A 23,801-nucleotide genomic window follows, 5' to 3' on the forward strand; every position below is an offset into this window, starting at 1 on the left:
CATGACACAGCAGCAATTTAAACATGTAACAGTATTGCTTGATGAAGCAGTCAACGGACTCAATATTAAGCCAAACGGTATCTATATCGATGGCACCTTTGGCCGTGGTGGTCACTCAAGATTGATATTAAGTCAGCTAAATGAACAAGGGCGCCTGATTGCGATTGACCGTGATCCTGAAGCAATTAAAGCGGCTCAATTAATTAATGATCCACGTTTTATGATTAAACATGGGCCATTTTCTGCGATTGCGGATTATGTCGCAGAAGAAGGATTGGTTGGCAAAATTGATGGTGTTTTATTAGACCTTGGCGTGTCATCACCACAATTAGATGATCCAGAACGCGGTTTTTCGTTTATGCGAGATGGACCCCTAGATATGCGTATGGATCCCACGAGAGGTCAATCAGCACAGCAATGGCTCATGAATGCAGAAGCGGATGACATTGCATGGGTACTGAAAACCTTTGGTGAGGAGCGTTTTGCAAAACGTATAGCGAGAGCCATTGTTGAGCGTAATCATAATCCTGAAGAAGAGGCATTAACGCGTACTCGTCAGCTAGCTGAATTAATTGCGAAAGTGAGCCCGATAAAAGATCGTCATAAGCACCCAGCAACCCGAAGCTTTCAAGCAATACGTATCTATATCAACAGTGAATTAGAAGAAATAGAACAGGCACTTGAAGGCGCAGTGGCTGTTCTCGCACCAGAAGGGCGTTTATCGGTAATCAGTTTCCATTCGCTAGAAGATAGATTAGTGAAACGTTTTATCCGCCGAAATAGTAAAGGTCCGAGTGTGCCAGCAGGGATCCCACTGACTGAAACTCAAATTAAAGAGTTAGGTGCTGCCAAGTTACGTGAAGTGGGGAAAATGAAACCTTCTGGCGCTGAGGTAGATGAAAATCCAAGAGCGCGCAGTTCGGTATTGCGCTTCGCACAGAGGATGGCGTAATGGTTCCAGAAAGGCATAGCCTAGGAAAAGTTATCGGGCGCGATCTTTTCCGTTATGGAATTATTCCTTTAATTTTACTTGCTGCGATTATTATCAGTGCTGTATTTGTGGTTACCACCGCCCATGAAACGCGCTTACTGACAGCAGAAAAAGATAGATTATACGAAGAAAAAGATGCGCTAGATATTGAATGGCGCAATCTGATCCTAGAAGAAAACGCATTAGCTAGCCACAGCCGAGTTGAACGCTTATCTGTGGATAAATTACAGATGGTTCATGTTGAGCCTTCTCAAGAAAATATCATTGTTTCTAAGCAGTAGATAAGGTTACGTGACTAATGAAAGCACCGAAGTCAGCTAAAAATAAGAAACAGGAAGAAAATACCAGCTTTGTCAGCTGGCGTTTTGCTTTGCTGTGTGGCTGCATTTTATTAGCTTTAGCTGGGCTACTGGTGCGTGTTGCCTATTTACAAATTATCGCGCCAGAAAAATTAGTAAAAGAGGGCGATATGCGCTCACTGCGGGTTCAGGAAGTATCGACAGCTCGCGGTATGATCAGTGATAGAGAAGGGCGACAATTAGCCGTTAGTGTTCCTGTAAACGCTATCTGGGCGGATCCGAAAGTGGTGTTTGAGAAAGGGGGCGTTAGCAATAATGAGCACTGGAAAGCACTGGCTGATGCGCTGGAAATCCCTCTAGAACAAATTACTGCAAAAATATCGGCTAATCCAAAAGGCCGTTTTGTGTATCTTGCTCGCCAAGTGAACCCATCAATTGGTGAATATATTTCTAAATTGAAAGTGCCCGGTATTTACTTACGCAAAGAGTCACGCCGTTATTACCCTTCAGGGCCCGTGACTGCGCATTTAATTGGCGTAACAAATATTGATGGTGAAGGCATTGAGGGCGTTGAAAAAAGTTTTGAACGCTGGTTAAAAGGCTCTCCCGGTGAGCGAACTGTTCGTAAAGATCGTAATGGTCGCGTGATCGAAACCGTTTCATCAGTAGATAGCCAAGCAGCACACAACCTAGTATTGAGTATCGATGAACGGATCCAATCTATCGTTTATCGTGAGTTGACTAAAGGTGTTCAAGAAAACAAAGCAGAGTCTGGTGTAGCGATTTTAGTGGATGTGCACACCGGTGAAATTTTAGCGATGGCAAATAGTCCATCCTATAACCCGAATAACTTAGCGGGCACGCCGATGGATGCAATGCGTAATCGGGCGATCACCGACATTTTCGAACCAGGCTCAACGGTAAAACCGTTAGTCGTAATGAGTGCACTGAATAATCGTATTATCAAAGAAAATACGGTATTGAATACTTATCCATATCGGATCAGCGGCCATGAAATCAAGGACGTTGCTCGTTATGCAGAGTTATCTATTACCGGTATTTTACAGAAGTCGAGTAACGTTGGTGTTTCAAAACTGGCGTTAGCGATGCCTGCTACAGAGCTGGTGGATGTGTATAGCCGCTTTGGGTTTGGCAAGCCGACTAATCTGGGGTTAGTCGGGGAAAGTAGTGGCATCTTTCCAAGTAAAAAAACACGGTGGTCTGATTTAGATAGGGCCACCTTTTCTTTTGGGTATGGACAAATGGTCACACCACTACAATTAGTCCGTGCCTATGCAACAATCGGTAGTTTTGGAATTTACCGTCCATTATCTATCACTAAAGTTGATCCTCCAGTGCCGGGAACACGAGTGTTCCCAGAGCAAACGATGCGTACCGTAGTACACATGATGGAAAGTGTTGCTTTGCCTGGTGGTGGTGGAACACGAGCGGCAATCAAAGGCTATCGTATTGCGATTAAAACAGGAACAGCGAAAAAAGTGGGTCCTGAGGGGCGTTACGTAGAGAAATATATTGCTTATACCGCTGGTGTCGCCCCTGCGAGTAATCCTCGCTATGCCCTTGTCGTTCTTATCAATGAGCCTAACGCGGGTAAATATTACGGTGGTGCAGTATCTGCACCAGTATTTGGTTCAATCATGGGAGGCGTATTACGCATGATGAACATAGAGCCCGACGCATTACAGCCGGATGAGAAAAACGACATAGTCATTAATAAAAAAGAGGTTAAAAGTGGCAGATCGTAATCTTTGTGATCTTCTTTCGCCATTTGGCGTAAGCACAGCAAACATCTCATTACGTGAGATGACTTTAGACAGCCGTAAAGCAGCGGCTGGAGATCTGTTTATTGCTATTAAAGGCCATCAATCAGATGGTCGACATTATATTTCCCAAGCCATCGCACAAGGTGTTGCTGCGGTGATTGCTGAAGCTGCGGGAGAAGCCGCTGAAGGCGAAATACGTTATGTACATGGCGTTCCGGTTGTTTACCTCAATGACTTAAATAACCGACTTTCTGCATTAGCCGGTGAGTTTTACCAGCACCCAGCAGCTAGAATGAAGCTCGTAGGCGTGACAGGAACAAATGGTAAAACCACGACGACGCAATTAATTGCCCAATGGGCGCAAGGGTTAGGTGAAACTAGCGCGGTCATGGGGACGGTAGGTAATGGCTTGTTAGGGCAGGTTGCTCCAAGTGAAAATACCACTGGCTCAGCAGTAGATATTCAAGTTGAATTGACACAGCTGTTAAAACATCAGGCAACTTTGACCGCGATGGAAGTCTCTTCACATGGTTTGATCCAAGGCAGAGTCGCCGCATTGCCTTTCGATGCGGCGGTCTTCACTAACTTAAGCCGTGATCACTTAGATTATCATGGTGATATGGAAAACTATGAAGCAGCTAAATGGTTATTGTTTTCCACTCATCAAACCAAAGCACAAATTATTAATGCAGATGATGAAGTTGGCCTGAAATGGCTACAACGTTTACCACAAGCTTGCGCCGTATCAATGGAACAATGTATTCCATCACAGTGGCAAGGCCCTTGGCTACAAACAACCGCCGTTGAATATCATGATAGTGGTGCAACGATCAACTTCACATCATCATGGGGTGATGGAGTACTAGAAAGCCCACTAATGGGCGCATTTAATGTTAGTAACTTGCTTTTAGCCATGGCGACATTGCTAATGATGGATTACCCATTAGACCAACTATTAAATGCCGCCACTTCATTATCGCCTGTTTGTGGGAGAATGGAGGTGTTCAGTGCACCGAACAAACCTACAGTGGTTGTTGACTATGCCCACACGCCAGATGCTTTAGAAAAAGCGTTAGCCGCAGCGCGTTTACATTGTAAAGGGCAACTATGGTGCGTGTTTGGTTGTGGTGGTGATCGTGATAAAGGCAAGCGCCCGTTAATGGGAGCAGCGGCAGAAGAGTGGGCTGACAAAGTGGTGATCACTGATGACAACCCTCGCAGTGAAGAACCGATGAATATTATTAACGATATCATGGCGGGTATTCTAGACTCTAGCCGTGTATTGGCGATCCCTGGCCGTGCCGAAGCAGTCACTAGCAGTATCATGCAAGCGAATGTTGACGACGTCATTGTGATTGCGGGTAAAGGGCATGAAGATTACCAAATCATTGGTCATCGCCGTTTAGATTATTCAGATCGCCTTACTGTCGCTCGATTATTGGGGGTGCTAGCATGATCCCTTTAACGCTAACTCAACTTGCAGATGTGACTTCTGGGCATTTATGTCGCATTGAAGGGCTTGATGCATCAACATTAGCCTTAAATGCAGTCAGTACCGACAGCCGTAAAATAGACTCAGGTTGCCTATTTATTGCATTAAAAGGCGAGCGTTTCGATGCGCATGATTTTGTCGAATCAGTGGTTGAAGGCGGTGCAGTTGCATTATTAGTTGACCGTGAATTGGATGTTGACTGTCCACAAGTGGTTGTAGATGACACCCGTCTTGCGATGGGGCAGCTTGCCGCTTGGGTTCGTCAACAAAGCCGAGCGAAAATCGTTGGTCTAACCGGTTCTTCTGGTAAAACTTCAGTGAAAGAAATGACCGCATCGATTCTTTCTACTCGCGGTAACACACTGTATACCGCGGGGAATTTGAACAATGATATCGGTGTTCCTCTAACATTATTTAGACTCACCAATGAATATGATTACGCTGTGATTGAAATGGGCGCTAATCATCCAAACGAAATCGCGTATACCACGAATATTGTCAAGCCACAGACCGCTTTGGTTAATAACTTATTTGCTGCACATTTAGCTGGGTTTGGTTCACCAGAAGGCGTTGCTCGTGCAAAAGGTGAAATTTATCAAGGTATTCCTGAAGAAGGTACAGCGATTGTTAACCTTGATAGCTGTTCTGATAAATGGCAGTTTCAGCCGCGCCAAACCGTTTGGTATTACTCATTAACTGCACAGGATAAAGCTGATTTTTATCCATCGGATATTGAGATAAAGCAGTTAACTACGAATTTCATGTTACATACACCCGTTGGGCAGGTGGCAATCAGCTTGCCTTTACCGGGGATGCATAATATTGCTAACGTTTTGGCTGCGAGTGCTTTGGCAATTTCAGTAGGCGCAACGTTAGAGGATATTCGTCGTGGCTTAGCAACGACAAAAGCCGTGCCGGGCCGTTTATATCCGGTACAGCTAAGCGATATGAAAGTTGTTTTAGATGACACATATAACGCAAATGATGGCTCAATGATTGCAGCAATTAATGTTTTGGCTAAAATGCCCGGCTATCGCATTTTGGTGGCAGGGGATATGGGCGAACTCGGTGATTATGCACAAGATTGCCATCAACGTGTAGGCATAGCAGCAAAAAATGCAGGTCTGGATAAAGTACTGACCGTTGGTACGTTGAGTGAGTTGATCAGTCAGTCCAGTGAATGTGGTGAGCACTTTGCATTCAAAAAAGATTTATTAACCCGACTAATTCCGCTAGTTCAGCAGAATGAGGTTGTTTCTATTTTAGTTAAAGGTTCACGCAGCTCCGCCATGGAAGATGTTGTGAATGCATTGAAGGAGTGCTTTGCATGTTAGTTTGGCTTGCCGAAATATTGGTGCATCATTTTTCTGTCTTTAACGTCTTCTCTTATTTGACGTTTAGAGCCATTGTCGGTTTGCTGACAGCACTTGCTATTGCGTTGTGGATGGGACCTCGTTTAATTGCCTATTTACAAAAAATGCAGATTGGACAAGTTGTACGTGATGTGGGGCCTGAGTCTCACTTCAGCAAGCGTGGTACCCCAACTATGGGGGGGATCCTGATCCTGTTTTCAATCAGTATTTCAGTATTACTGTGGGCACGTTTAGATAACCCTTATGTTTGGTGTGTACTGTTGGTACTTGTTGGCTACGGTTTAGTGGGCTTTGCTGACGACTATTTAAAAGTAGTACGTAAAAATAGCCGTGGTTTGATTGCTCGATGGAAATACTTTTGGCAATCCGTCATCGCCTTAGTCGTCGCATTTTCAATGTATGCGGTTGGTAATGATACGCCGGCAACACAGCTAGTTGTGCCATTCTTTAAAGATGTCATGCCACAGCTAGGCGTACTTTATATCTTACTGGCTTACTTCGTTATTGTTGGAACCAGTAATGCCGTGAACCTAACCGATGGTCTCGACGGTTTAGCGATTATGCCAACGGTATTTGTTGCTGCTGGTTTTGCGCTAGTGGCATGGGCAACCGGTAACGTCAATTTTGCGAGTTACTTACATATACCATTTTTACCTCATGCGGGTGAGCTCGTGATTGTGTGTACCGCGATTGTTGGGGCTGGGCTCGGTTTCCTTTGGTTTAATACCTATCCTGCACAAGTGTTTATGGGCGATGTTGGTTCACTGGCATTGGGTGGCGCTTTAGGTACGATAGCCGTTTTACTGCGTCAAGAGTTCTTATTAGTGATCATGGGTGGGGTATTTGTCGTTGAAACCTTATCGGTCATTCTACAAGTAGGCTCTTTTAAATTGCGCGGCCAACGTATATTTCGTATGGCACCAATTCACCATCATTATGAGTTGAAAGGTTGGCCTGAACCACGTGTTATTGTGCGTTTCTGGATTATTTCTTTGATGCTAGTACTTATTGGTCTAGCAACATTAAAGGTACGTTAAAATGGGTCATTCGCAGGGCAAACAGTATCAGGGTAAAAAAGTGACCATTATCGGATTAGGCCTTACGGGCCTATCCTGTGTGCACTTTTTCCTATCACAAGGCGTTATCCCGCGTGTGATGGATACCCGTGCTGTCCCTCCAGGTGTTGAACAATTACCTGAAAATGTTGAGTGTCATCGTGGTGGTTTAAATAATCAGTGGTTACAAGAATCTGATTTAATTGTTGCCAGCCCTGGTATCGCATTAGCAACCCCTGAATTGCAACAAGCGGCCAATAATGGAATCGAAATTGTTGGTGATATAGAGCTGTTCTGCCGTGAAGCGGATGCCCCCATTATTGCGATTACGGGTTCTAATGGCAAAAGTACGGTGACCTCTTTAGTGGGCGAAATGGCGACGGCTGCGGCTATCTCTGTTGGCGTTGGTGGTAATATTGGTATCCCTGCGTTGTCATTGCTTAATCAGGGTCATCAACTGTATGTATTAGAACTGTCTAGCTTCCAATTGGAAACGACATCCAGTCTGCAAGCGCTGGCTGCAACAGTATTGAATGTCACTGAAGACCATATGGATCGTTATCCTTTGGGGCTGGCACAATATCGTGAAGCTAAATTGCGTATTTATCATAATGCACAACATTGTGTAGTGAATGCACAAGATCCATTAACTCTACCTACTGAGGGTAACAGCAACACTTGGACTAGCTTCGGTGTTGATAATGGCGATTATTACTTTGATTCACTGCGTCGTACATTAGTTGCCAAAGGTCAAACACTGCTCAATGTTGATGAAATGCATTTAACAGGGCAGCACAATTATACCAATGCGTTGGCAGCTCTTGCATTAGCGGATATCGCAGGCGTTGATCGTGATGCTAGCTTGCGAGTATTGAAAAACTATGCGGGTCTAGTTCATCGTTTTCAACTGGTATTACTGAATAATGGTGTCCGCTGGATAAATGATTCGAAGGCAACCAATGTAGGTAGTACTGAAGCTGCTCTTAATGGTTTAAAAGTTGATGGCACACTGCATTTGTTACTGGGCGGGGATGGGAAATCAGCTGATTTCTCCCCATTAAAGCCTTATTTAGCGCAAGACAACGTGCGTTTGTATTGCTTTGGCCGTGATGGTAAACAGTTGGCTGAATTAGAGCCGAATAAGTCAGTACTTACTGAGACCATGGAACAAAGTATGCGTTACTTGGCTCCGCAGCTCAAAGCTGGCGATATGGTTTTACTTTCGCCTGCTTGTGCCAGTATCGATCAGTTTAAAAACTTTGAGCAACGTGGTGCTATTTTTGCTGAGTTGGCGAAGGAGCTAGGCTGATGACTATACCGGGTGCGATGCGCTTAAAAAATTGGGTTATCGGTGAGAAGAGCGGCGTTATTGCAGGCTCTACACTGTATGATCGTACTCTAGTATGGTTAGCATTCGGTCTCGCTGCGATTGGTTTTGTGATGGTGACATCCGCTTCAATGCCAGTTGGTCAGCGGCTCACTGAAGATCCGTTTTACTTCGCAAAGCGTGATGTTATTTATTTAGTGGTCGCTTTCATTTTAGCGCTAGGTGTGATGAAAGTGTCGATGGCGACATGGGAAAAATACAGCTTTGCGTTATTGATGTTTGCTTTAGCGATGTTAGCCGTTGTGCTGGTTGCAGGTAGCTCAGTGAATGGTGCCTCACGGTGGATTGACATTGGAATTGTTAAAATTCAGCCAGCAGAAATCTCTAAATTTGCGCTGTTTTGCTATGTATCTAGTTACTTAGTGAGAAAGTCAGAAGAAGTCAGGACGCGCTTCCTTGGTTTTGTCAAACCCATGTGTATTCTGATCATTATGGCTTCATTGTTATTACTACAGCCCGATTTAGGTACCGTTATCGTGCTGGTAGTTACCACACTAGGTTTGTTATTCCTCGCGGGAGCAAGATTAGCACCATTTATTATTGGTATTGCGGCTTGCGTAGTGGGGGTTTTGGCGTTGATTTGGTTTGAGCCATATCGCTTACGTCGAGTGACTTCATTTTTGAACCCATGGGAAGATCCGTTTGGTAGTGGTTATCAGTTAACACAGTCTTTGATGGCGTTTGGTCGCGGTGAAGTATTAGGCCAAGGTTTAGGTAACTCAGTCCAAAAATTGGAATATTTACCTGAAGCACATACTGACTTTATTTTCTCCGTACTCGCGGAAGAGTTAGGCTACGTCGGTGTAGTACTGGTTCTGCTTATGGTGTTTATGTTGGCATTTAGAGCGATGATGATAGGCCGCCGTGCTTTGTTAGCAAAACAGTTCTTTGCTGGCTATTTAGCTTGCTCTATAGGGATTTGGTTTACCTTTCAGGCGCTGGTGAATGTGGGAGCAGCGGCCGGTATGTTGCCAACGAAAGGGCTAACATTGCCATTGATCAGTTATGGTGGTTCCAGTTTATTAGTCATGTCTGCCGCTATCGCTGTTTTATTGCGTGTGGATTTTGAAACACGTCTGGAAAAAGCACAGGCGTTTGTAAGGAGTGTTAAATGAGTCGAGCAAAAAGATTATTAGTCATGGCTGGTGGCACTGGGGGACATGTGTTTCCCGGATTAGCTGTGGCGCATTATTTGCAGACTCAAGGCTGGGAAATTCGCTGGTTAGGCACTGCCGATCGTATGGAAGCTACATTAGTGCCACAACATGGCATTGAGATAGAGTTTATCCGTATTTCAGGGCTGAGAGGTAAAGGTGTTATGGCATTGGCTGCGGCACCTTGGCGGATCTGCAAAGCTGTATGCCAAGCCAAAGCAATTATTAAGCAATATCAACCTGATGCTGTATTAGGTATGGGGGGATATGTTTCTGGGCCGGGCGGTATTGCCGCATGGTTATCCGGTGTTCCGGTTGTTCTGCATGAACAAAATGGTATCGCAGGGTTAACCAATAAATGGTTATCCAAGATAGCGAAACGTGTATTGCAAGCATTTCCTGGTGCATTTCCTAACGCGCCTGTTGTTGGAAACCCGGTTCGAAAAGATGTGTTAGCACTCCCTCTACCAGAAGCACGATTATCAGATCGCGACGACCAAATACGCGTGCTTGTAGTAGGAGGAAGCCAGGGTGCTCGTATTTTGAATCAAGTGATGCCTAAAGTTGCTGGAAAAGTAAGCAAACAGTTAAATATATGGCATCAAGCAGGAAAAGGAAGTAAGGAATCTACAGAAGCGTTGTATAATGAAAGCCTAAAAAATCCAGTTAATTCCGAGTATTCAGTTAATTCCGAATATAAAGTGACTGAGTTTATCGATGATATGGCTCAAGCTTACGCATGGGCAGACATCGTTATATGTCGTTCAGGCGCATTGACGGTCAGTGAAATTGCAGCGGCGGGTTTACCCGCAATTTTTGTTCCTTTTCAGCACAAAGACCGTCAGCAGTATTGGAACGCACTACCACTCGAAAAAGCGGGTGCGGCCAAAATACTTGAACAGCCCGAGTTTACAGCAGATAGCGTGGCTACTCTGTTAGACCAATGGGATAGAAAAGAATTGTTGTCGATGGCCAAAAAAGCCCGAGAATGTGCAATCACAGATGCAACTGAGCGCGTAGCTGCCGTGATCTGTGAAGTGGCGAAGTAATCATCGGTAAGTGGTATTGGTACAGAATTAATAGAAGCGAAGACATATAGTGAATACACAACAGTTGGCGAAATTAAGAACATCAGTGCCGGAAATGAGAAGAGTCAGGCACATCCATTTTGTCGGTATCGGTGGTGCTGGCATGGGTGGTATCGCCGAAGTGTTGGCAAATGAAGGTTATCAAATTAGCGGTTCTGATTTAGCGCCAAACGCGGTCACACAGCAGCTGACTTCTTTAGGGGCAACAATCTATTTTAATCATCGCCCTGAGAATGTTGAAAACGCCAGTGTGGTTGTGGTTTCAACAGCAATTTCAGCGGAAAACCCTGAAATTCAAGCCGCTCATGAACTGCGTATTCCTGTTATTCGCCGTGCTGAAATGTTGGCTGAACTGATGCGTTACCGTCATGGAATTGCTGTCGCAGGCACTCATGGAAAAACCACTACTACTGCTATGATTTCAGGAATTTATGCACAAGCAGGCTTAGATCCTACATTTGTTAATGGTGGTTTAGTAAAATCAGCGGGTACTCACGCACGTTTAGGTAGCAGCCGCTATTTAATCGCTGAGGCTGATGAAAGTGATGCTTCATTTTTACATTTGCAGCCACTGGTTGCGGTGGTGACGAATATTGAAGCGGATCACATGGACACTTATCAAGGTAACTTCGAAACTTTGAAAGATACCTTCATTAACTTTCTGCATAACTTGCCATTTTATGGCCGTGCAGTGATGTGTATTGATGATCCGGTGATCCGTTCATTATTACCACGCGTTAGTCGCTATGTGACAACGTATGGTTTTAGTGAAGATGCAGATGTGCGTATCGTTAAATATGAACAAAAAGGTAATCAAGGTTTCTTTACTATTGCGCGTGAGAATATGCCTGAGCTGACGGTGGTGCTGAATGCACCGGGGCGTCATAATGCATTAAATGCAACGGCTGCGGTTGCCGTTGCAACGGAAGAAGGTATCGATGATCAGCATATACTATCTGCACTAGTTGAGTTCCAAGGTACTGGGCGCCGTTTTGATTTTCTTGGTAACTATTCACTTCGTCATGTAAACAGTAAAGAGGGTGAAGTGATGTTGGTGGATGATTATGGTCACCACCCAACAGAAGTTGATGCCACAATCAAAGCAGCAAGAGCTGGGTGGCCAGACAAGCGTATCGTCATGGTATTTCAACCACATCGCTACTCACGTACCCGTGATCTGTATGATGATTTTGCTCATGTACTTAATCAGGTTGATGTATTACTGATGTTAGAAGTTTATCCAGCAGGGGAAAAACCTGTGCCGGGTGCAGATAGCCGTTCATTATGTCGTACTATCCGTGGTCGTGGCCAAATTGATCCAATTTATGTGGCAGAGCCTGAGCAAGTTGCACAAATTTTATCTCAAGTACTTGAACCAAATGATTTAATTCTAGTCCAAGGTGCTGGGAATATAGGTAAAATAGCGCGCAATCTTGCAGAAACTAAATTACAGCCACCAATGGTAGAGGAGTAATTTATGGCCGAGAAAATTGCAGTTTTATTTGGCGGCACCTCTGCTGAACGTGAAGTTTCTCTGCAATCAGGAACTGCGGTCGTTAAAGGGCTGCGTGAAGCAGGTATTGATGCACATGCGATTGATACTAAAGATTTCCCTGCTGTAACGTTAAAAGAAGCAGGGTTTGATAAAATCTTTATTGCATTGCATGGACGTGGTGGCGAAGACGGTACTATCCAAGGGTTACTTGAGTTTTTAGAACTTCCTTATACGGGGAGCGGTGTGATGGCTTCCGCCTTGAGTATGGATAAATTAAGAACCAAGCAATTATGGGAAGGCGCAGGTTTATCGGTATCACCTTACGTTTCTTTAAACAAAACTGAATTTAATTCACTAACAAAGTTACAAATTGAAGAATTTGTGGGACATCTCGGACTACCACTTATTGTCAAACCGAGCTTGGAAGGGTCAAGTGTAGGTATGAGCAAAGTGGACAGTTTGGATGATTTATCAGCAGCTTTGGAATTGGCGTTTCGTTTCGATGAAACGGTGTTGATAGAAAAATGGTTAAGTGGTCCTGAATATACCGTCGCAATATTGGGCGAGCAGGCTCTACCATCAATTCGTATTCAACCGCCGGGGATCTTTTACGATTACGAAGCTAAATATCTGTCTGACGAAACACAATACTTTTGTCCGAGTGGCTTGAACGATGAGTTAGAAGCAGATTTGTCACAGTTAGCGATGCGCGCTTATCAAGCGGTTGGTTGCGAGGGCTGGGGGCGAGTAGACGTGATGCAAGATAGCGATGGTCAGTTTTATTTATTGGAGGTGAATACCTCTCCAGGCATGACTAGCCATAGCTTAGTACCGATGGCCGCGCGTCAAGCAGGGATCGATTTTTCGCAGTTGGTAGTACGTATTTTGGAATTGGCTAACTGATATGTCACAGGCAGCGTTAAATGTTAGGCATCATAAACAGCATAATGATGACAGTAATGACCCAAATTCAGGACCAAGTAATGGTGCGTTTCTTGGTGGGTTGATTTTCTTCTTAATGGTTGTTGGCACAATCATTTGGAGTGGCTGGACCGTCATGAACTGGATGAAAGATGCTGACAGACTGCCGATGTCGAAACTGGTATTAACGGGGGAGCGCTACTATACAACCAATGATGATGTTAGGAAGGCAATATTATCATTGGGGCAACCGGGAACATTTATGACGGTTGATGTGAATGCGATTCAAAATCAGATTAGTGCGATGCCATGGATACGCCAAGTTACAGTACGTAAGCAGTGGCCTGACGAATTAAAGATCCATTTAGTCGAATATGTGCCTTATGCACGTTGGAATGACCAAACAATGGTTGACAAGGAAGGGCGAGTATTTAGTCTTCCTGCCAGTGAAAGTAATAAAGGTGATTATGCCTTGCTATATGGCCCGCAAGGTAGCCAAAAAGAAGTGCTAAAAGAGTACCTTGAATTTAAAAGAATACTTGCAGAGCAAAATTTAAAATTAAAATCAGTCTCGATGACAGCACGGCATGCTTGGCAGCTTATTTTAGATAACGATGTTCGTATTGAACTCGGTAAAAAAGATGTAATTGGGCGGTTAAATCGTTTTCTTGAACTTTATCCGCTGTTGCAGCAAACCACAGATAAACGTGTCGACTATGTTGATTTACGTTATACCAGTGGCGCTGCGGTGGGGTGGGCACCACTGCTAGTGGATGCACCACTGGAGTTACAATAATTAATATTGCTAATAACTCAGACTAGGCAGAAGCAAATGATCAAAACGACGGACAGAAAATTAGTTGTAGGCCTTGAAATTGGGACTTCCAAGGTGTCGGCCCTTGTAGGCGAAATTCTGCCCGATGGTATGGTGAATATTATCGGGGTGGGAAGCTGTCCATCTCGTGGCATGGACAAAGGTGGCGTTAACGACTTAGAGTCAGTGGTTAAATGCGTGCAAAGGGCGATTGATCAGGCTGAGTTGATGGCAGATTGCCAAATTTCTTCAGTGTATCTTGCCTTGTCAGGTAAGCATGTTAGCTGCCAAAACGAAATTGGTATGGTACCAGTTTCAGAAGAAGAAGTGACACAAGAAGACGTAGACAGTGTTGTTCATACCGCTAAATCAGTCAGGGTTCGTGACGAACATCGAATTCTTCATGTGATCCCACAAGAGTTCGCGATTGATTACCAAGAAGGTATTAAGAACCCTGTTGGTCTTTCAGGTGTGCGTATGCAAGCGAAAGTTCACTTGATTACTTGCCATAACGATATGGCGAAAAATATTGTGAAAGCGGTAGAACGTTGTGGGTTGAAAGTCGACCAACTGATTTTTGCCGGTCTTGCTGCAAGTTATTCTGTACTGACCGAAGATGAACGCGAGCTTGGCGTTTGTGTGGTTGATATCGGTGGCGGGACCATGGATATGGCAGTATACACAGGTGGTGCATTACGTCATACCAAAGTGATCCCTTATGCAGGTAATGTTGTAACAAGCGATATTGCCTACGCTTTCGGTACACCACCAAGTGATGCCGAAGCAATCAAAGTTCGTCATGGCTGTGCTGTCGGCTCGATAGTGAGTAAAGATGAAACAGTTGAAGTACCTAGCGTGGGTGGACGGCCACCGAGAAGTTTGCAACGTCAAACTTTAGCAGAGGTTATCGAGCCGCGTTATACAGAGCTGTTAAACCTAGTAAATGAAGAAATTTTAAATTTACAGGAACAGTTAAGGCAACAAGGTGTCAAACACCATTTAGCCGCGGGGATCGTTCTTACTGGGGGCGCTGCACAAATCGACGGGCTCGTTGAATGTGCTCAAAAAGTGTTCCATACACAAGTTAGGATCGGGACTCCACTCAATATTACAGGCTTAACGGATTATGCTCAGGAGCCATACTATTCAACTGCGGTTGGGCTTCTGCATTACGGTAAAGAAAGCCATCTTGGCGATGATACCGAAACGGAAAAACGTGCTTCAGTTAAAGGGTGGTTTAGTAAAATTACCGGTTGGCTGAGAAAAGAATTTTAATTTTTATTCAGAAGCATATTATTAGCTTCGAAGTAAGCACAAAACGGAGAGACATTATGTTTGAACCAATGGAGCTAACCAACGATGCGGTGATTAAAGTCATCGGCGTTGGTGGCGGCGGCGGAAATGCCGTTGAACACATGGTGCGTGAGCGTATTGAAGGCGTTGAGTTCTTCGCCGTCAACACGGATGCACAAGCACTGCGTAAAACCGCAGTCGGACAAACCATCCAGATTGGTACTGGTATCACTAAAGGTCTTGGCGCAGGTGCCAACCCTGAAGTTGGCCGCAATGCCGCTGAAGAAGATCGTGAAGCGTTACGTAATGCACTTGATGGTGCAGACATGGTCTTTATCGCAGCGGGTATGGGCGGTGGTACGGGTACAGGTGCGGCTCCAGTGGTTGCTGAAGTTGCTAAAGAACTGGGTATCCTAACTGTTGCTGTCGTGACTAAGCCTTTCAATTTTGAAGGCAAAAAACGTATGGCATTCGCGGAATCAGGCATTACTGAGTTATCAAAACATGTTGACTCATTAATTACTATTCCAAATGACAAACTACTAAAAGTATTGGGTCGCGGTATCTCATTACTGGATGCTTTTGGTGCAGCAAACGATGTACTAAAAGGTGCTGTTCAAGGTATTGCAGAGCTGATCACACGCCCTGGTCTGATGAACGTCGACTTTGCTGACGTACGTACTGTAATGTCAGAAATGGGCTACGCTATGATGGGCTCTGGCGTTGCACGCGGTGAAGATCGTGCCGAAGAAGCGGCTGAAATGGCTATTTCAAGTCCACTTCTCGAAGATATCGATCTGTCTGGCGCTCGTGGCGTTCTGGTCAACATTACAGCTGGTTTCGACCTGCGTTTGGATGAGTTTGAAACGGTAGGTAACACTATCCGTGCATTCGCTTCTGATAATGCGACAGTCGTGATTGGTACATCACTTGACCCAGAAATGAATGAAGAGCTGCGAGTGACTGTCGTTGCAACGGGTATTGGTATGGATAAACGTCCTGAAATTACCCTTGTTAACAACAAGATGTCTCAGCAAGCATCAATGGAACAGCGCTACCAGCAAATGCAAAATAGCATGTCTTCTATGCCGTCAATGTCTTCATTGACTGAAGAGAAGCCTGCTGCTGCAAAAGCGGTGAATGACCAAAATACGCAAACTAATAAGGAACCCGATTATTTGGATATTCCTGCGTTTTTGCGTAAACAGGCCGATTAATTTTAATTATATTGGTTTCTCCGCTTTTTGTGCTAAACTTTCCTGCTGATTATCAAGTATGATGATCAGCAGGACGGATAACATTGCGAGAAAAAAACGATGATCAAACAAAGGACACTTAAACGTATAGTTGAAGCGACTGGTGTTGGTTTACATACCGGCAAAAAAGTCACGCTTACTCTGCGTCCAGCGGCGGCCAACACCGGGGTCATCTACCGTCGTACTGACCTAAATCCTCCGGTTGATTTTCCGGCTGATGCTAAGTCTGTCCGCGATACCATGTTATGTACTTGTTTAGTCAATGAAGATAACGTGCGTATTTCGACCGTCGAGCATCTGAATGCTGCTTTGGCAGGATTAGGTATCGATAACATTGTTATTGAAGTCAATGCGCCTGAAATCCCGATTATGGATGGCAGTGCAGCACCGTTTGTTTTCTTATTACTGGATGCTGGTATTGAAGAAATCAATTGTGCGAAGAAATTCTTACGTATTAAAGAAAAAGTGCGTGTAGAAGATGGTGATAAGTGGGCTGAATTCACGCCATATAATGGTTTTAGCCTTGATTTTACTATCGATTTTAATCACCCAGCTATTGATAGCAGCACTCAGCGTTATAAAATTGATTTTTCTGCTGAAGCGTTTGTTAGTCAAATTAGCCGTGCACGTACATTTGGCTTTATGCGTGATATCGAATATCTGCAATCCAAAGGCTTATGCTTAGGCGGTAGTTTCGATTGTGCTATCGTAGTTGATGACTATCGTGTTCTCAACGAAGATGGTTTACGTTTTGAAGATGAATTCGTTCGTCACAAGACACTCGATGCTATCGGTGACCTGTTCATGTGTGGGCACAATATTATTGGTGCGTTTACTGCGTACAAATCTGGCCATGCATTGAACAATAAACTTCTACAAGCGGTACTTGCAAAAGAGTCAGCTTGGGATCTGGTCACATTTGAAGATGAAGCTGAATTGCCAGTGGCATTCAAAGCACCTTCAACTGTTTACGCTTAATACTGTTTACGCTTAACTAAATAGCGTATTAATTAGGTTTGTAAATAATAGTTGTGCAGCTACCACTAGATTGGTGTTAGCCTTTTCTGTTGGTTGTACTGGTACTCTCTCCGGCCAGTGCAGCCAGCCGCTCTAATCTCTCTTTTAACCCCTTCGAACTATTCTCAGCCAAGCGTAATAGATGTTTAGCCGTCTCTGTACTTATCTTTCGATTGTTCGGAACTTGATGAGTTTTAACTGTTTGATTATTCAGTGAGCTATTTTCAACCTTTTTTCGCATTAGAACTGGGTTGATCCTGATGTCTATAGAAGATAAAGATGGTAGAATAGAGTTTCGTAATGCAGAAATCAGATGAAGTTTTTCATAATTCAAACGGGTCATCCAACTTGCGTTAGCAACTTCGATAACCAATATGCAATTACGATAATTTGCAACGCGGCACATAGGCTTTAGTTCGCTGGGTAATAAGCCTTTTACAGCTTGATTTAGCTTATTGATAGCTTGTGCAGTACGTTGAATAGTTTTTAAAGGGCTGCTCGTTTTAGCGAGCGACTCTTCAAGTGCATCAAATAGCTCTTGTGGGTGACTATCTCTCATTTCTAGCTCCAGCTAATGGGTAGTTCAGTGCTCTAGTACGACAAGTGCGATATGATATGTGTACTATAAAACGATAATATATAAATACAGTGTATACTCTAAATGATCCAAGTTACGGCTAAGCGTCCATAGAAAACACTGCGACTAGTACCAATGAAGGTAGTTAACTACCTTAGCGCAAATCTTAGCAGTTTGTAGCATGATGAGTATAACAGAAAATAATTTAAGACTTTGATGGGTATTCTAAATCTTTGGCGACAATTTGGTAGACGATACTTTTGGTCTCACCTCTTATTAGGGGTTGTGGCTACAGGTATTGGCATGCCTGCGATTTTGAATGCTTTATCTGATGGGCAACAAACACAATTCAATTCATCTTCTGTTAATCGCCAAAATCAAGCGGTTAATGCATTTGATAACTTATTTGCTCAGCAAAACCCTCAGCGCTCCTCATCATCCTCTTCTTATTCGGTGAATTATTGGCAGCAACATGCCGTTAGAAATGTGATCAGGCAATTGACCTTTGCATTTTCAGCCACTGAAGATGATGATGCGAGCCAGCAAGACGAACAAAAAGGCTTACAGCTAGCACCACAAATTATGCTTGATACGTTGTATGCTATGTTGGCACAACGATCATTGCAATGGGGCGAAATCGCCTCTCAATCAAATTATTATATCTATCCTCTATTTATTTCATTTCAACCTGCGATGTGGGTTGCGCAAGTTCACGGGATCCGTGCCGGACCCATTTTCAGTTAATTATTATTGTTATTACTACGCCTTTATTAGGTGAACTGTTTTTCGTTCAAAATAAATGATGTGATCATTTAATAACTAACTGAGAATAAAGAATTATGTTAACAAAACTATTAACCAAAGTTTTTGGTAGCCGCAACGATCGTACTTTGCGCCGTTTACGCAAAGAGGTTGAAAATATCAACCGTCTTGAGCCTGAGTTTGAAAAACTGACGGACGATGAACTGAAAGCCAAAACGCAAGAGTTTCGCGAGCGTTTAAGCAAAAATGAAAGTCTTGAAAGCATCATACCTGAAGCATTTGCGACAGTACGTGAAGCAAGTAAACGTGTTTTCGGTATGCGCCATTTCGATGTTCAGCTAATAGGTGGTATGGTACTGAACGAACGTTGTATCGCTGAAATGCGTACTGGTGAAGGTAAAACATTAACGGCAACACTGCCTGCATACCTAAACGGCTTAACAGGTAAAGGGGTTCACGTTGTCACCGTCAACGACTACTTGGCGAAACGTGACGCAGAAAACAACCGTCCATTGTTCGAATTCTTAGGGCTGACAGTCGGTATTAACCTACCGGGTATGCCTGCTGGTCTGAAGCGTGAAGCTTACGCTGCTGATATCACTTATGGTACAAACAACGAATTTGGTTTTGACTATTTACGTGACAACATGGCATTTAGTCCTGAAGAGCGTGTTCAACGTAAACTTCACTATGCATTGGTGGATGAGGTCGACTCAATTCTTATCGATGAAGCACGTACTCCTCTGATCATTTCAGGTCCAGCTGAAGACAGCTCTGAGCTGTATAAAAAAGTTGATAAAATCATTCCTAAATTAGAGCGTCAAGAGAAAGAAGACTCCGATACTTTCCAAGGCGAAGGTCACTTCTCTGTTGATGAAAAATCACGTCAAGTCACACTGACTGAACGTGGGCTGGTATTGATTGAAAAACTGCTATCTGATGAAGGCTTAATGGAAGAGGGCGAGTCACTGTATTCACCTTCTAATATCATGTTGATGCACCATGTGATGGCGGGTCTTCGTGCCCATGCACTATTTACCTTGGATGTTGACTATATCGTTAAAGATGGTCAAGTTATCATTGTCGATGAACATACTGGTCGTACAATGGAAGGTCGCCGCTGGTCTGATGGTCTGCATCAGGCAGTTGAAGCGAAAGAAGGCGTTGAAATCCAAAATGAAAACCAAACATTGGCTTCAATCACCTTCCAAAACTATTTCCGCTTATATGAAAAACTAGCGGGTATGACCGGGACGGCTGATACCGAGGCATTTGAGTTTAGTTCTATCTATAAACTGGATACCATTGTTATCCCAACCAACCGTCCAATGGTGCGTAAAGATTTACCTGATTTAGTTTATATGACTGAAGCAGATAAATTTGATGCAATTATTGAAGATATTCGTGAAAGAACGGCGAATGGCCAGCCTGTTTTGGTCGGTACAATTTCAATCGAAAAATCTGAATTAATTTCTAATGCGCTGAAAAAAGCCAAGATTGCCCATAATGTCTTGAACGCAAAATTCCATGCTATGGAAGCTGATATTATCGCAAACGCAGGTCAAGCAAGTGCCGTTACCATTGCAACTAACATGGCGGGTCGTGGTACCGATATCATGTTAGGGGGAAGCTGGCAAACTGAAGTTGCTGCTTTAGAAGAGCCAACCCAAGAACAAATTGATGAAATCAAAGCTCAATGGAAAATTCGCCATGATGCTGTTCTGGCAGCGGGTGGTTTGCATATCATTGGTACAGAGCGTCATGAATCGCGTCGTATTGATAACCAGTTACGTGGTCGTGCGGGGCGTCAAGGGGATGCTGGTTCTTCCCGTTTCTACCTATCAATGGAAGATGCGCTAATGCGTATTTTTGCATCAGATCGTGTAACCGGTATGATGCGTAAATTGGGAATGAAACCAGGCGAGGCTATTGAGCACCCATGGGTAACTAAGGCGATTGCAAACGCACAACGTAAAGTTGAAAACCGTAACTTTGATATTCGTAAACAATTACTTGAATACGATGATGTTGCGAGTGACCAACGTCGCGCAATTTACACGCAGCGTAATGAGCTACTTGATGGTGGTGATATTCAAGAAACTGTCGAGAGTATTCGTGAAGATGTATTCACAACAACAATTGATGCATACATTCCGCCACAATCTTTAGAAGAAATGTGGGATATTGAAGGTTTGCAAAAACGTCTAATTAACGACTTTGATTTAGATTTACCAATTAAAGAATGGTTAGATAAAGAGCCTGAATTGCACGAAGAAACGTTACGTGAACGTATTATGGAAAAAGCGGTTGAAGTGTATCAACGCAAAGAGGAAATTGTTGGCGTTGAAATGATGCGTAATTTTGAAAAAGGTGTCATGCTACAAACGTTAGATACCCTGTGGAAAGAACATTTGGCTTCTATGGACTATTTACGCCAAGGTATCCACTTACGTGGTTACGCGCAAAAAGATCCAAAACAAGAGTATAAGCGCGAATCGTTCAATATGTTTGCAAATATGCTGGAATCACTGAAATATGAAGTGATTAGCACGTTATCTAAAGTTCAAGTTCGTTTACCTGAAGAAGTTGAAGCATTAGAGCAACAACGTAAAGAAGAAGCAGAACGTTTAGCGAAAAAACAACATCTTAGCCATGAAGCAAGTGCTGAATCACTGATGTCTGAAGCTGAAGCGCAAATTGCCACACAAGGCCATAAGATTGGTCGTAACGACCCATGCCCTTGTGGTTCAGGAAAAAAATACAAGCAATGCCACGGTCGCTTAAATTAATTTATTAAATGACTAATAGATAAATCCAAGGCGGGGTAACCCGCCTTTTTAACGAAAAAATTATGGAAAAAAAACACTTATATATCGCTGCTGGGATCATTCGTAATAATGACCAACAGATATTTATTACTGAGCGCCCAAGTGGTACGCATATGGCTGGCTATTGGGAATTTCCCGGTGGAAAGCTCGAAAAAGGCGAACAACCTGAAGACGCGTTGATCCGTGAATTGGAAGAAGAAGTGGGTATTATTGTCACTGAATGTGAGTTATTTCATTGTGTGGAACATGAATTTGATGAGCGCTGTGTGACACTCTATTTTTATATGGTCTCATGTTGGAAAAATGAGCCGTATGGAAAAGAAGGACAGAAGGGACGTTGGGTTGATCAAAAAGATTTAGTTGCTGATGAATTCCCTCCAGCTAATCGAGTGATTGTCGAAATGCTGAAGTAATCTCACTAGCTTTCAATTAGCTTGTGTAGATTCAACTATCTTATGATAAACCTGTGACCTATTTTCAAATGGGTAAAAGCCGATTAAAGAAGATAGGTCACAGCTTTAAAGCTATCCAGAACATACGGTGTTTGTTTCAAGGCATTATCTGCTTACATATACTCTGCAAAGTTTAACAATCCTTGAATAAAGTGAATAGATTGCTAGTTATCTGGCTGTTCGCTCCAATTATCGCTATCTGAAATATCACCTTGACTCGTGATCTTCTTCTCTTCAGATGCCCATTCACCTAGGTCTATGAGCTGACAACGTTTACTGCAAAATGGCCTAAATGGGCTCTCTTCTCCCCAAACCACAACTTTTTGGCATGTAGGGCAATTAACTTCAATTTTTTCGCTCATATATCACTCCCTTTATCAACAGCATGACAATTCAAAATTCATCATTGCGGGTACAATACCATTTTCGCTGTCGATGTGAAGAAAACGAATGGCAAATCGTGTTTTATGACCTGAGATTTGCGGAAAAATTGGCTTATCGGTGGATAATCGTACTCTTAATAACTCTTTATCTTCAACGCTATCTTGATAAAAACCGTTATGGCATTCTTTGGCTTCAAAAGAACCCGCTTGGCGAAGTAAATGTAAGATAGTGTCTAAAGTATCTTTTAGCGGCGCTAGGCTTTTAAGCCACTCATTTATTGCACGATCTCTTTGCTCTTGAGGCATATTTAGCCAAAGCTGTAATGTTGGCAAGTCAAAACTACAGCATCCGCCTGGAATACTTAGGCGTTGGCGAACCATGCTGATGATTTTGTCATTTCTTAATTGTTGCCCAAATCTTGGTGCTGAGGTGATATTCGCTGTTTTAATTGAGAGGTCATTAAGTAGTGATGAAATTAATTGATTATCTGCATTAGGTGCATCTGCCCATGTAGCTAAGCGTTTGCGATGTTTTTCCAATTCTTTAATCAGATCGGTACGAACTTCTCCTCTATCAAGGATCTCAATCAACTCTGAAACGGAACGGAAAAATGCAACGCCAGATGTATAGGATGTTATATGGCTAAGTTCATAAACTTGTTGTAACAAAGTCTCAAGGCGAAGCCATGAGCGAATTTTTTCATTTAATGGATACTCATAAGTGACGAAATTGGCTGTGTTGAGCTCACTCATATAGATTTCCTATTTTTCTGTTGCGCTAGCGTCATATACTGTTGATGTAGTACCGCCACTTTATCTGCTAGGTTGGATTCACCATTGTGATTGGTAATGACATCATCAGCATGTAGTAAGCGGTTTTCTCTACTGACTTGTGATTTTAGGATATTCGCTACATGTTCTTCGCTAACATTATCTCTTTGTATTGTGCGTGAAATTTGTTCTTCAGGTGTCACATCAATGACCAGCGTGCGATCTGCTAAATGCGAGAGCTTATTTTCAATCAATAAAGGAACGACCCACAATACATAAGATGAATTGATTTGCTGTAGCTGCTTTTGAGTCTCTTGATGGATCAGCGGATGAAGTAAGCTATTTAGCCACTGTTTTTCTGCTGTATCTGAAAAGATAATCTCCCGCAGGTGCTGACGATTAAGAGAGCCATCTGATTTAATTATATCTGCGCCATAGCGTGCTTTTATCGCCGTAAGTGCAGGCGTATTAGGTTCAACCACTGTTCTTGCTATGATATCAGCATCAACAAGCGGTACGCCTAGTTTGGCAAATTCATTCGCAACTGTTGTTTTACCGCTGCCGATACCACCTGTAAGTGCGACAATATAAGTCATAATCATGTTCATA

22 protein-coding genes are annotated in these 23,801 nt (G+C 43.3%); 18 read left to right on the forward strand and 4 right to left on the reverse strand.

Annotated features, from left to right (window positions below):
- Window position 1 precedes the first annotated feature (1 nt).
- The 15 genes from rsmH to lpxC all read left to right on the forward strand — a co-directional run bounded on the left by rsmH (window position 2) and on the right by lpxC (window position 17,380).
- Window positions 2–952 carry a 16S rRNA (cytosine(1402)-N(4))-methyltransferase RsmH gene (gene rsmH, locus JI723_RS06280; protein ID WP_272580141.1) on the forward strand — a complete coding sequence of 317 codons (951 nt, stop codon included), beginning with the start codon at window positions 2–4 and terminating at the stop codon, window positions 950–952.
- Complete coding sequence (ftsL, locus tag JI723_RS06285; RefSeq protein ID WP_140181791.1) at window positions 952–1,272, forward strand: cell division protein FtsL; 321 nt, start codon at window positions 952–954, stop codon at window positions 1,270–1,272. The genes rsmH and ftsL overlap by 1 nt, the downstream gene beginning before the upstream one ends.
- Before the next feature lie 17 nt (window positions 1,273–1,289).
- Window positions 1,290–3,056, forward strand: a complete 1,767-nt coding sequence (gene ftsI, locus JI723_RS06290; RefSeq protein WP_070925262.1) for a peptidoglycan glycosyltransferase FtsI — start codon at window positions 1,290–1,292, stop codon at window positions 3,054–3,056.
- Window positions 3,043–4,530 (forward strand): UDP-N-acetylmuramoyl-L-alanyl-D-glutamate--2,6-diaminopimelate ligase, encoded by a 1,488-nt coding sequence (gene murE / locus JI723_RS06295; RefSeq protein ID WP_319066239.1) that lies wholly within the window; start codon window positions 3,043–3,045, stop codon window positions 4,528–4,530. Before ftsI ends, murE begins: the two co-directional genes overlap by 14 nt.
- The gene (gene murF, locus JI723_RS06300; RefSeq protein WP_337979846.1) at window positions 4,527–5,900 is read left to right on the forward strand and encodes a UDP-N-acetylmuramoyl-tripeptide--D-alanyl-D-alanine ligase; all 1,374 of its coding nucleotides are present in this window, start codon (window positions 4,527–4,529) and stop codon (window positions 5,898–5,900) included. The genes murE and murF overlap by 4 nt, the downstream gene beginning before the upstream one ends.
- Complete coding sequence (gene mraY / locus JI723_RS06305; RefSeq protein WP_070925265.1) at window positions 5,894–6,976, forward strand: phospho-N-acetylmuramoyl-pentapeptide-transferase; 1,083 nt, start codon at window positions 5,894–5,896, stop codon at window positions 6,974–6,976. Before murF ends, mraY begins: the two co-directional genes overlap by 7 nt.
- A gap of 1 nt (window position 6,977) precedes the next feature.
- A complete protein-coding gene (gene murD, locus JI723_RS06310; protein WP_140181795.1) occupies window positions 6,978–8,303 on the forward strand; it encodes a UDP-N-acetylmuramoyl-L-alanine--D-glutamate ligase in 1,326 nt (441 codons plus the stop codon).
- The gene (gene ftsW, locus JI723_RS06315) at window positions 8,303–9,496 is read left to right on the forward strand and encodes a cell division protein FtsW (RefSeq protein ID WP_140181797.1); all 1,194 of its coding nucleotides are present in this window, start codon (window positions 8,303–8,305) and stop codon (window positions 9,494–9,496) included. Before murD ends, ftsW begins: the two co-directional genes overlap by 1 nt.
- Window positions 9,493–10,584 (forward strand): undecaprenyldiphospho-muramoylpentapeptide beta-N-acetylglucosaminyltransferase, encoded by a 1,092-nt coding sequence (gene murG, locus JI723_RS06320; RefSeq protein ID WP_337979847.1) that lies wholly within the window; start codon window positions 9,493–9,495, stop codon window positions 10,582–10,584. The genes ftsW and murG overlap by 4 nt, the downstream gene beginning before the upstream one ends.
- 94 nt (window positions 10,585–10,678) lie before the next feature.
- On the forward strand, window positions 10,679–12,097 hold the full coding sequence (gene murC / locus JI723_RS06325) for a UDP-N-acetylmuramate--L-alanine ligase (RefSeq protein ID WP_306803362.1): 1,419 nt from the start codon (window positions 10,679–10,681) through the stop codon (window positions 12,095–12,097).
- Between the two features lie 3 nt (window positions 12,098–12,100).
- Window positions 12,101–13,021: a D-alanine--D-alanine ligase gene (locus JI723_RS06330; protein ID WP_319066236.1), complete on the forward strand. Its 921-nt coding sequence runs from the start codon at window positions 12,101–12,103 to the stop codon at window positions 13,019–13,021.
- Window position 13,022: 1 nt separating this feature from the next.
- A complete protein-coding gene (ftsQ, locus tag JI723_RS06335; protein ID WP_337979848.1) occupies window positions 13,023–13,835 on the forward strand; it encodes a cell division protein FtsQ in 813 nt (270 codons plus the stop codon).
- A gap of 36 nt (window positions 13,836–13,871) precedes the next feature.
- Window positions 13,872–15,128, forward strand: a complete 1,257-nt coding sequence (ftsA, locus tag JI723_RS06340) for a cell division protein FtsA (RefSeq protein ID WP_008910356.1) — start codon at window positions 13,872–13,874, stop codon at window positions 15,126–15,128.
- Between the two features lie 56 nt (window positions 15,129–15,184).
- The gene (ftsZ, locus tag JI723_RS06345; RefSeq protein WP_070925271.1) at window positions 15,185–16,363 is read left to right on the forward strand and encodes a cell division protein FtsZ; all 1,179 of its coding nucleotides are present in this window, start codon (window positions 15,185–15,187) and stop codon (window positions 16,361–16,363) included.
- Between the two features lie 99 nt (window positions 16,364–16,462).
- Window positions 16,463–17,380, forward strand: coding sequence for a UDP-3-O-acyl-N-acetylglucosamine deacetylase (gene lpxC, locus JI723_RS06350; RefSeq protein ID WP_070925272.1), 918 nt, complete (start codon window positions 16,463–16,465; stop codon window positions 17,378–17,380).
- Window positions 17,381–17,456: 76 nt separating this feature from the next.
- Here the strand turns inward: lpxC and JI723_RS06355 are convergent, their stop codons facing one another.
- Window positions 17,457–17,978: a DUF721 domain-containing protein gene (locus JI723_RS06355; protein WP_070925273.1), complete on the reverse strand. Its 522-nt coding sequence runs from the start codon at window positions 17,976–17,978 to the stop codon at window positions 17,457–17,459.
- Between the two features lie 234 nt (window positions 17,979–18,212).
- Here JI723_RS06355 and secM point away from each other — a divergent pair, with 234 nt between their 5' ends.
- From secM to mutT, 3 genes are all read left to right on the forward strand, one after another.
- Window positions 18,213–18,740, forward strand: coding sequence for a secA translation cis-regulator SecM (gene secM, locus JI723_RS06360; protein ID WP_070925274.1), 528 nt, complete (start codon window positions 18,213–18,215; stop codon window positions 18,738–18,740).
- A 95-nt stretch (window positions 18,741–18,835) separates the two neighbouring features.
- Window positions 18,836–21,547: a preprotein translocase subunit SecA gene (gene secA, locus JI723_RS06365; RefSeq protein WP_070925275.1), complete on the forward strand. Its 2,712-nt coding sequence runs from the start codon at window positions 18,836–18,838 to the stop codon at window positions 21,545–21,547.
- A gap of 62 nt (window positions 21,548–21,609) precedes the next feature.
- Window positions 21,610–21,999: an 8-oxo-dGTP diphosphatase MutT gene (gene mutT / locus JI723_RS06370; protein ID WP_070925276.1), complete on the forward strand. Its 390-nt coding sequence runs from the start codon at window positions 21,610–21,612 to the stop codon at window positions 21,997–21,999.
- 203 nt (window positions 22,000–22,202) lie between these two features.
- Here the strand turns inward: mutT and yacG are convergent, their stop codons facing one another.
- From yacG to coaE, 3 genes are read right to left on the reverse strand one after another with little or no spacing between them, the layout of a single operon-like run.
- Window positions 22,203–22,400 (reverse strand): DNA gyrase inhibitor YacG, encoded by a 198-nt coding sequence (gene yacG, locus JI723_RS06375; protein WP_070925277.1) that lies wholly within the window; start codon window positions 22,398–22,400, stop codon window positions 22,203–22,205.
- 15 nt (window positions 22,401–22,415) lie between these two features.
- Window positions 22,416–23,174, reverse strand: a complete 759-nt coding sequence (gene zapD, locus JI723_RS06380; RefSeq protein WP_140181808.1) for a cell division protein ZapD — start codon at window positions 23,172–23,174, stop codon at window positions 22,416–22,418.
- Entirely contained in the window at window positions 23,171–23,788 is a 618-nt protein-coding gene (coaE, locus tag JI723_RS06385; RefSeq protein ID WP_337979849.1) for a dephospho-CoA kinase, read from the reverse strand. The genes zapD and coaE overlap by 4 nt, the downstream gene beginning before the upstream one ends.
- Between the last annotated feature and the right edge of the window lie 13 nt (window positions 23,789–23,801).

The organism is Providencia manganoxydans (assembly GCF_016618195.1).
GTDB classification, from domain to species: domain Bacteria; phylum Pseudomonadota; class Gammaproteobacteria; order Enterobacterales; family Enterobacteriaceae; genus Providencia; species Providencia manganoxydans.

Excerpts from the sequence above, each read along its gene's own strand:
- murG (WP_337979847.1), top strand. The coding sequence starts at position 9,493 with ATGAGTCGAGCAAAAAGATTATTAGTCATGGCTGGTGGCACTGGGGGA.
- JI723_RS06355 (WP_070925273.1), bottom strand. The coding sequence starts at position 17,978 with ATGAGAGATAGTCACCCACAAGAGCTATTTGATGCACTTGAAGAGTCG.
- mraY (WP_070925265.1), top strand. The coding sequence starts at position 5,894 with ATGTTAGTTTGGCTTGCCGAAATATTGGTGCATCATTTTTCTGTCTTT.
- JI723_RS06330 (WP_319066236.1), top strand. The coding sequence starts at position 12,101 with ATGGCCGAGAAAATTGCAGTTTTATTTGGCGGCACCTCTGCTGAACGT.
- ftsA (WP_008910356.1), top strand. The coding sequence starts at position 13,872 with ATGATCAAAACGACGGACAGAAAATTAGTTGTAGGCCTTGAAATTGGG.
- ftsQ (WP_337979848.1), top strand. The coding sequence starts at position 13,023 with ATGTCACAGGCAGCGTTAAATGTTAGGCATCATAAACAGCATAATGAT.
- zapD (WP_140181808.1), bottom strand. The coding sequence starts at position 23,174 with ATGAGTGAGCTCAACACAGCCAATTTCGTCACTTATGAGTATCCATTA.
- yacG (WP_070925277.1), bottom strand. The coding sequence starts at position 22,400 with ATGAGCGAAAAAATTGAAGTTAATTGCCCTACATGCCAAAAAGTTGTG.
- secM (WP_070925274.1), top strand. The coding sequence starts at position 18,213 with ATGGGTATTCTAAATCTTTGGCGACAATTTGGTAGACGATACTTTTGG.
- murC (WP_306803362.1), top strand. The coding sequence starts at position 10,679 with ATGAGAAGAGTCAGGCACATCCATTTTGTCGGTATCGGTGGTGCTGGC.
- mutT (WP_070925276.1), top strand. The coding sequence starts at position 21,610 with ATGGAAAAAAAACACTTATATATCGCTGCTGGGATCATTCGTAATAAT.
- ftsI (WP_070925262.1), top strand. The coding sequence starts at position 1,290 with ATGAAAGCACCGAAGTCAGCTAAAAATAAGAAACAGGAAGAAAATACC.
- secA (WP_070925275.1), top strand. The coding sequence starts at position 18,836 with ATGTTAACAAAACTATTAACCAAAGTTTTTGGTAGCCGCAACGATCGT.
- ftsL (WP_140181791.1), top strand. The coding sequence starts at position 952 with ATGGTTCCAGAAAGGCATAGCCTAGGAAAAGTTATCGGGCGCGATCTT.
- murD (WP_140181795.1), top strand. The coding sequence starts at position 6,978 with ATGGGTCATTCGCAGGGCAAACAGTATCAGGGTAAAAAAGTGACCATT.
- murF (WP_337979846.1), top strand. The coding sequence starts at position 4,527 with ATGATCCCTTTAACGCTAACTCAACTTGCAGATGTGACTTCTGGGCAT.
- lpxC (WP_070925272.1), top strand. The coding sequence starts at position 16,463 with ATGATCAAACAAAGGACACTTAAACGTATAGTTGAAGCGACTGGTGTT.
- coaE (WP_337979849.1), bottom strand. The coding sequence starts at position 23,788 with ATGACTTATATTGTCGCACTTACAGGTGGTATCGGCAGCGGTAAAACA.
- ftsZ (WP_070925271.1), top strand. The coding sequence starts at position 15,185 with ATGTTTGAACCAATGGAGCTAACCAACGATGCGGTGATTAAAGTCATC.
- ftsW (WP_140181797.1), top strand. The coding sequence starts at position 8,303 with ATGACTATACCGGGTGCGATGCGCTTAAAAAATTGGGTTATCGGTGAG.
- rsmH (WP_272580141.1), top strand. The coding sequence starts at position 2 with ATGACACAGCAGCAATTTAAACATGTAACAGTATTGCTTGATGAAGCA.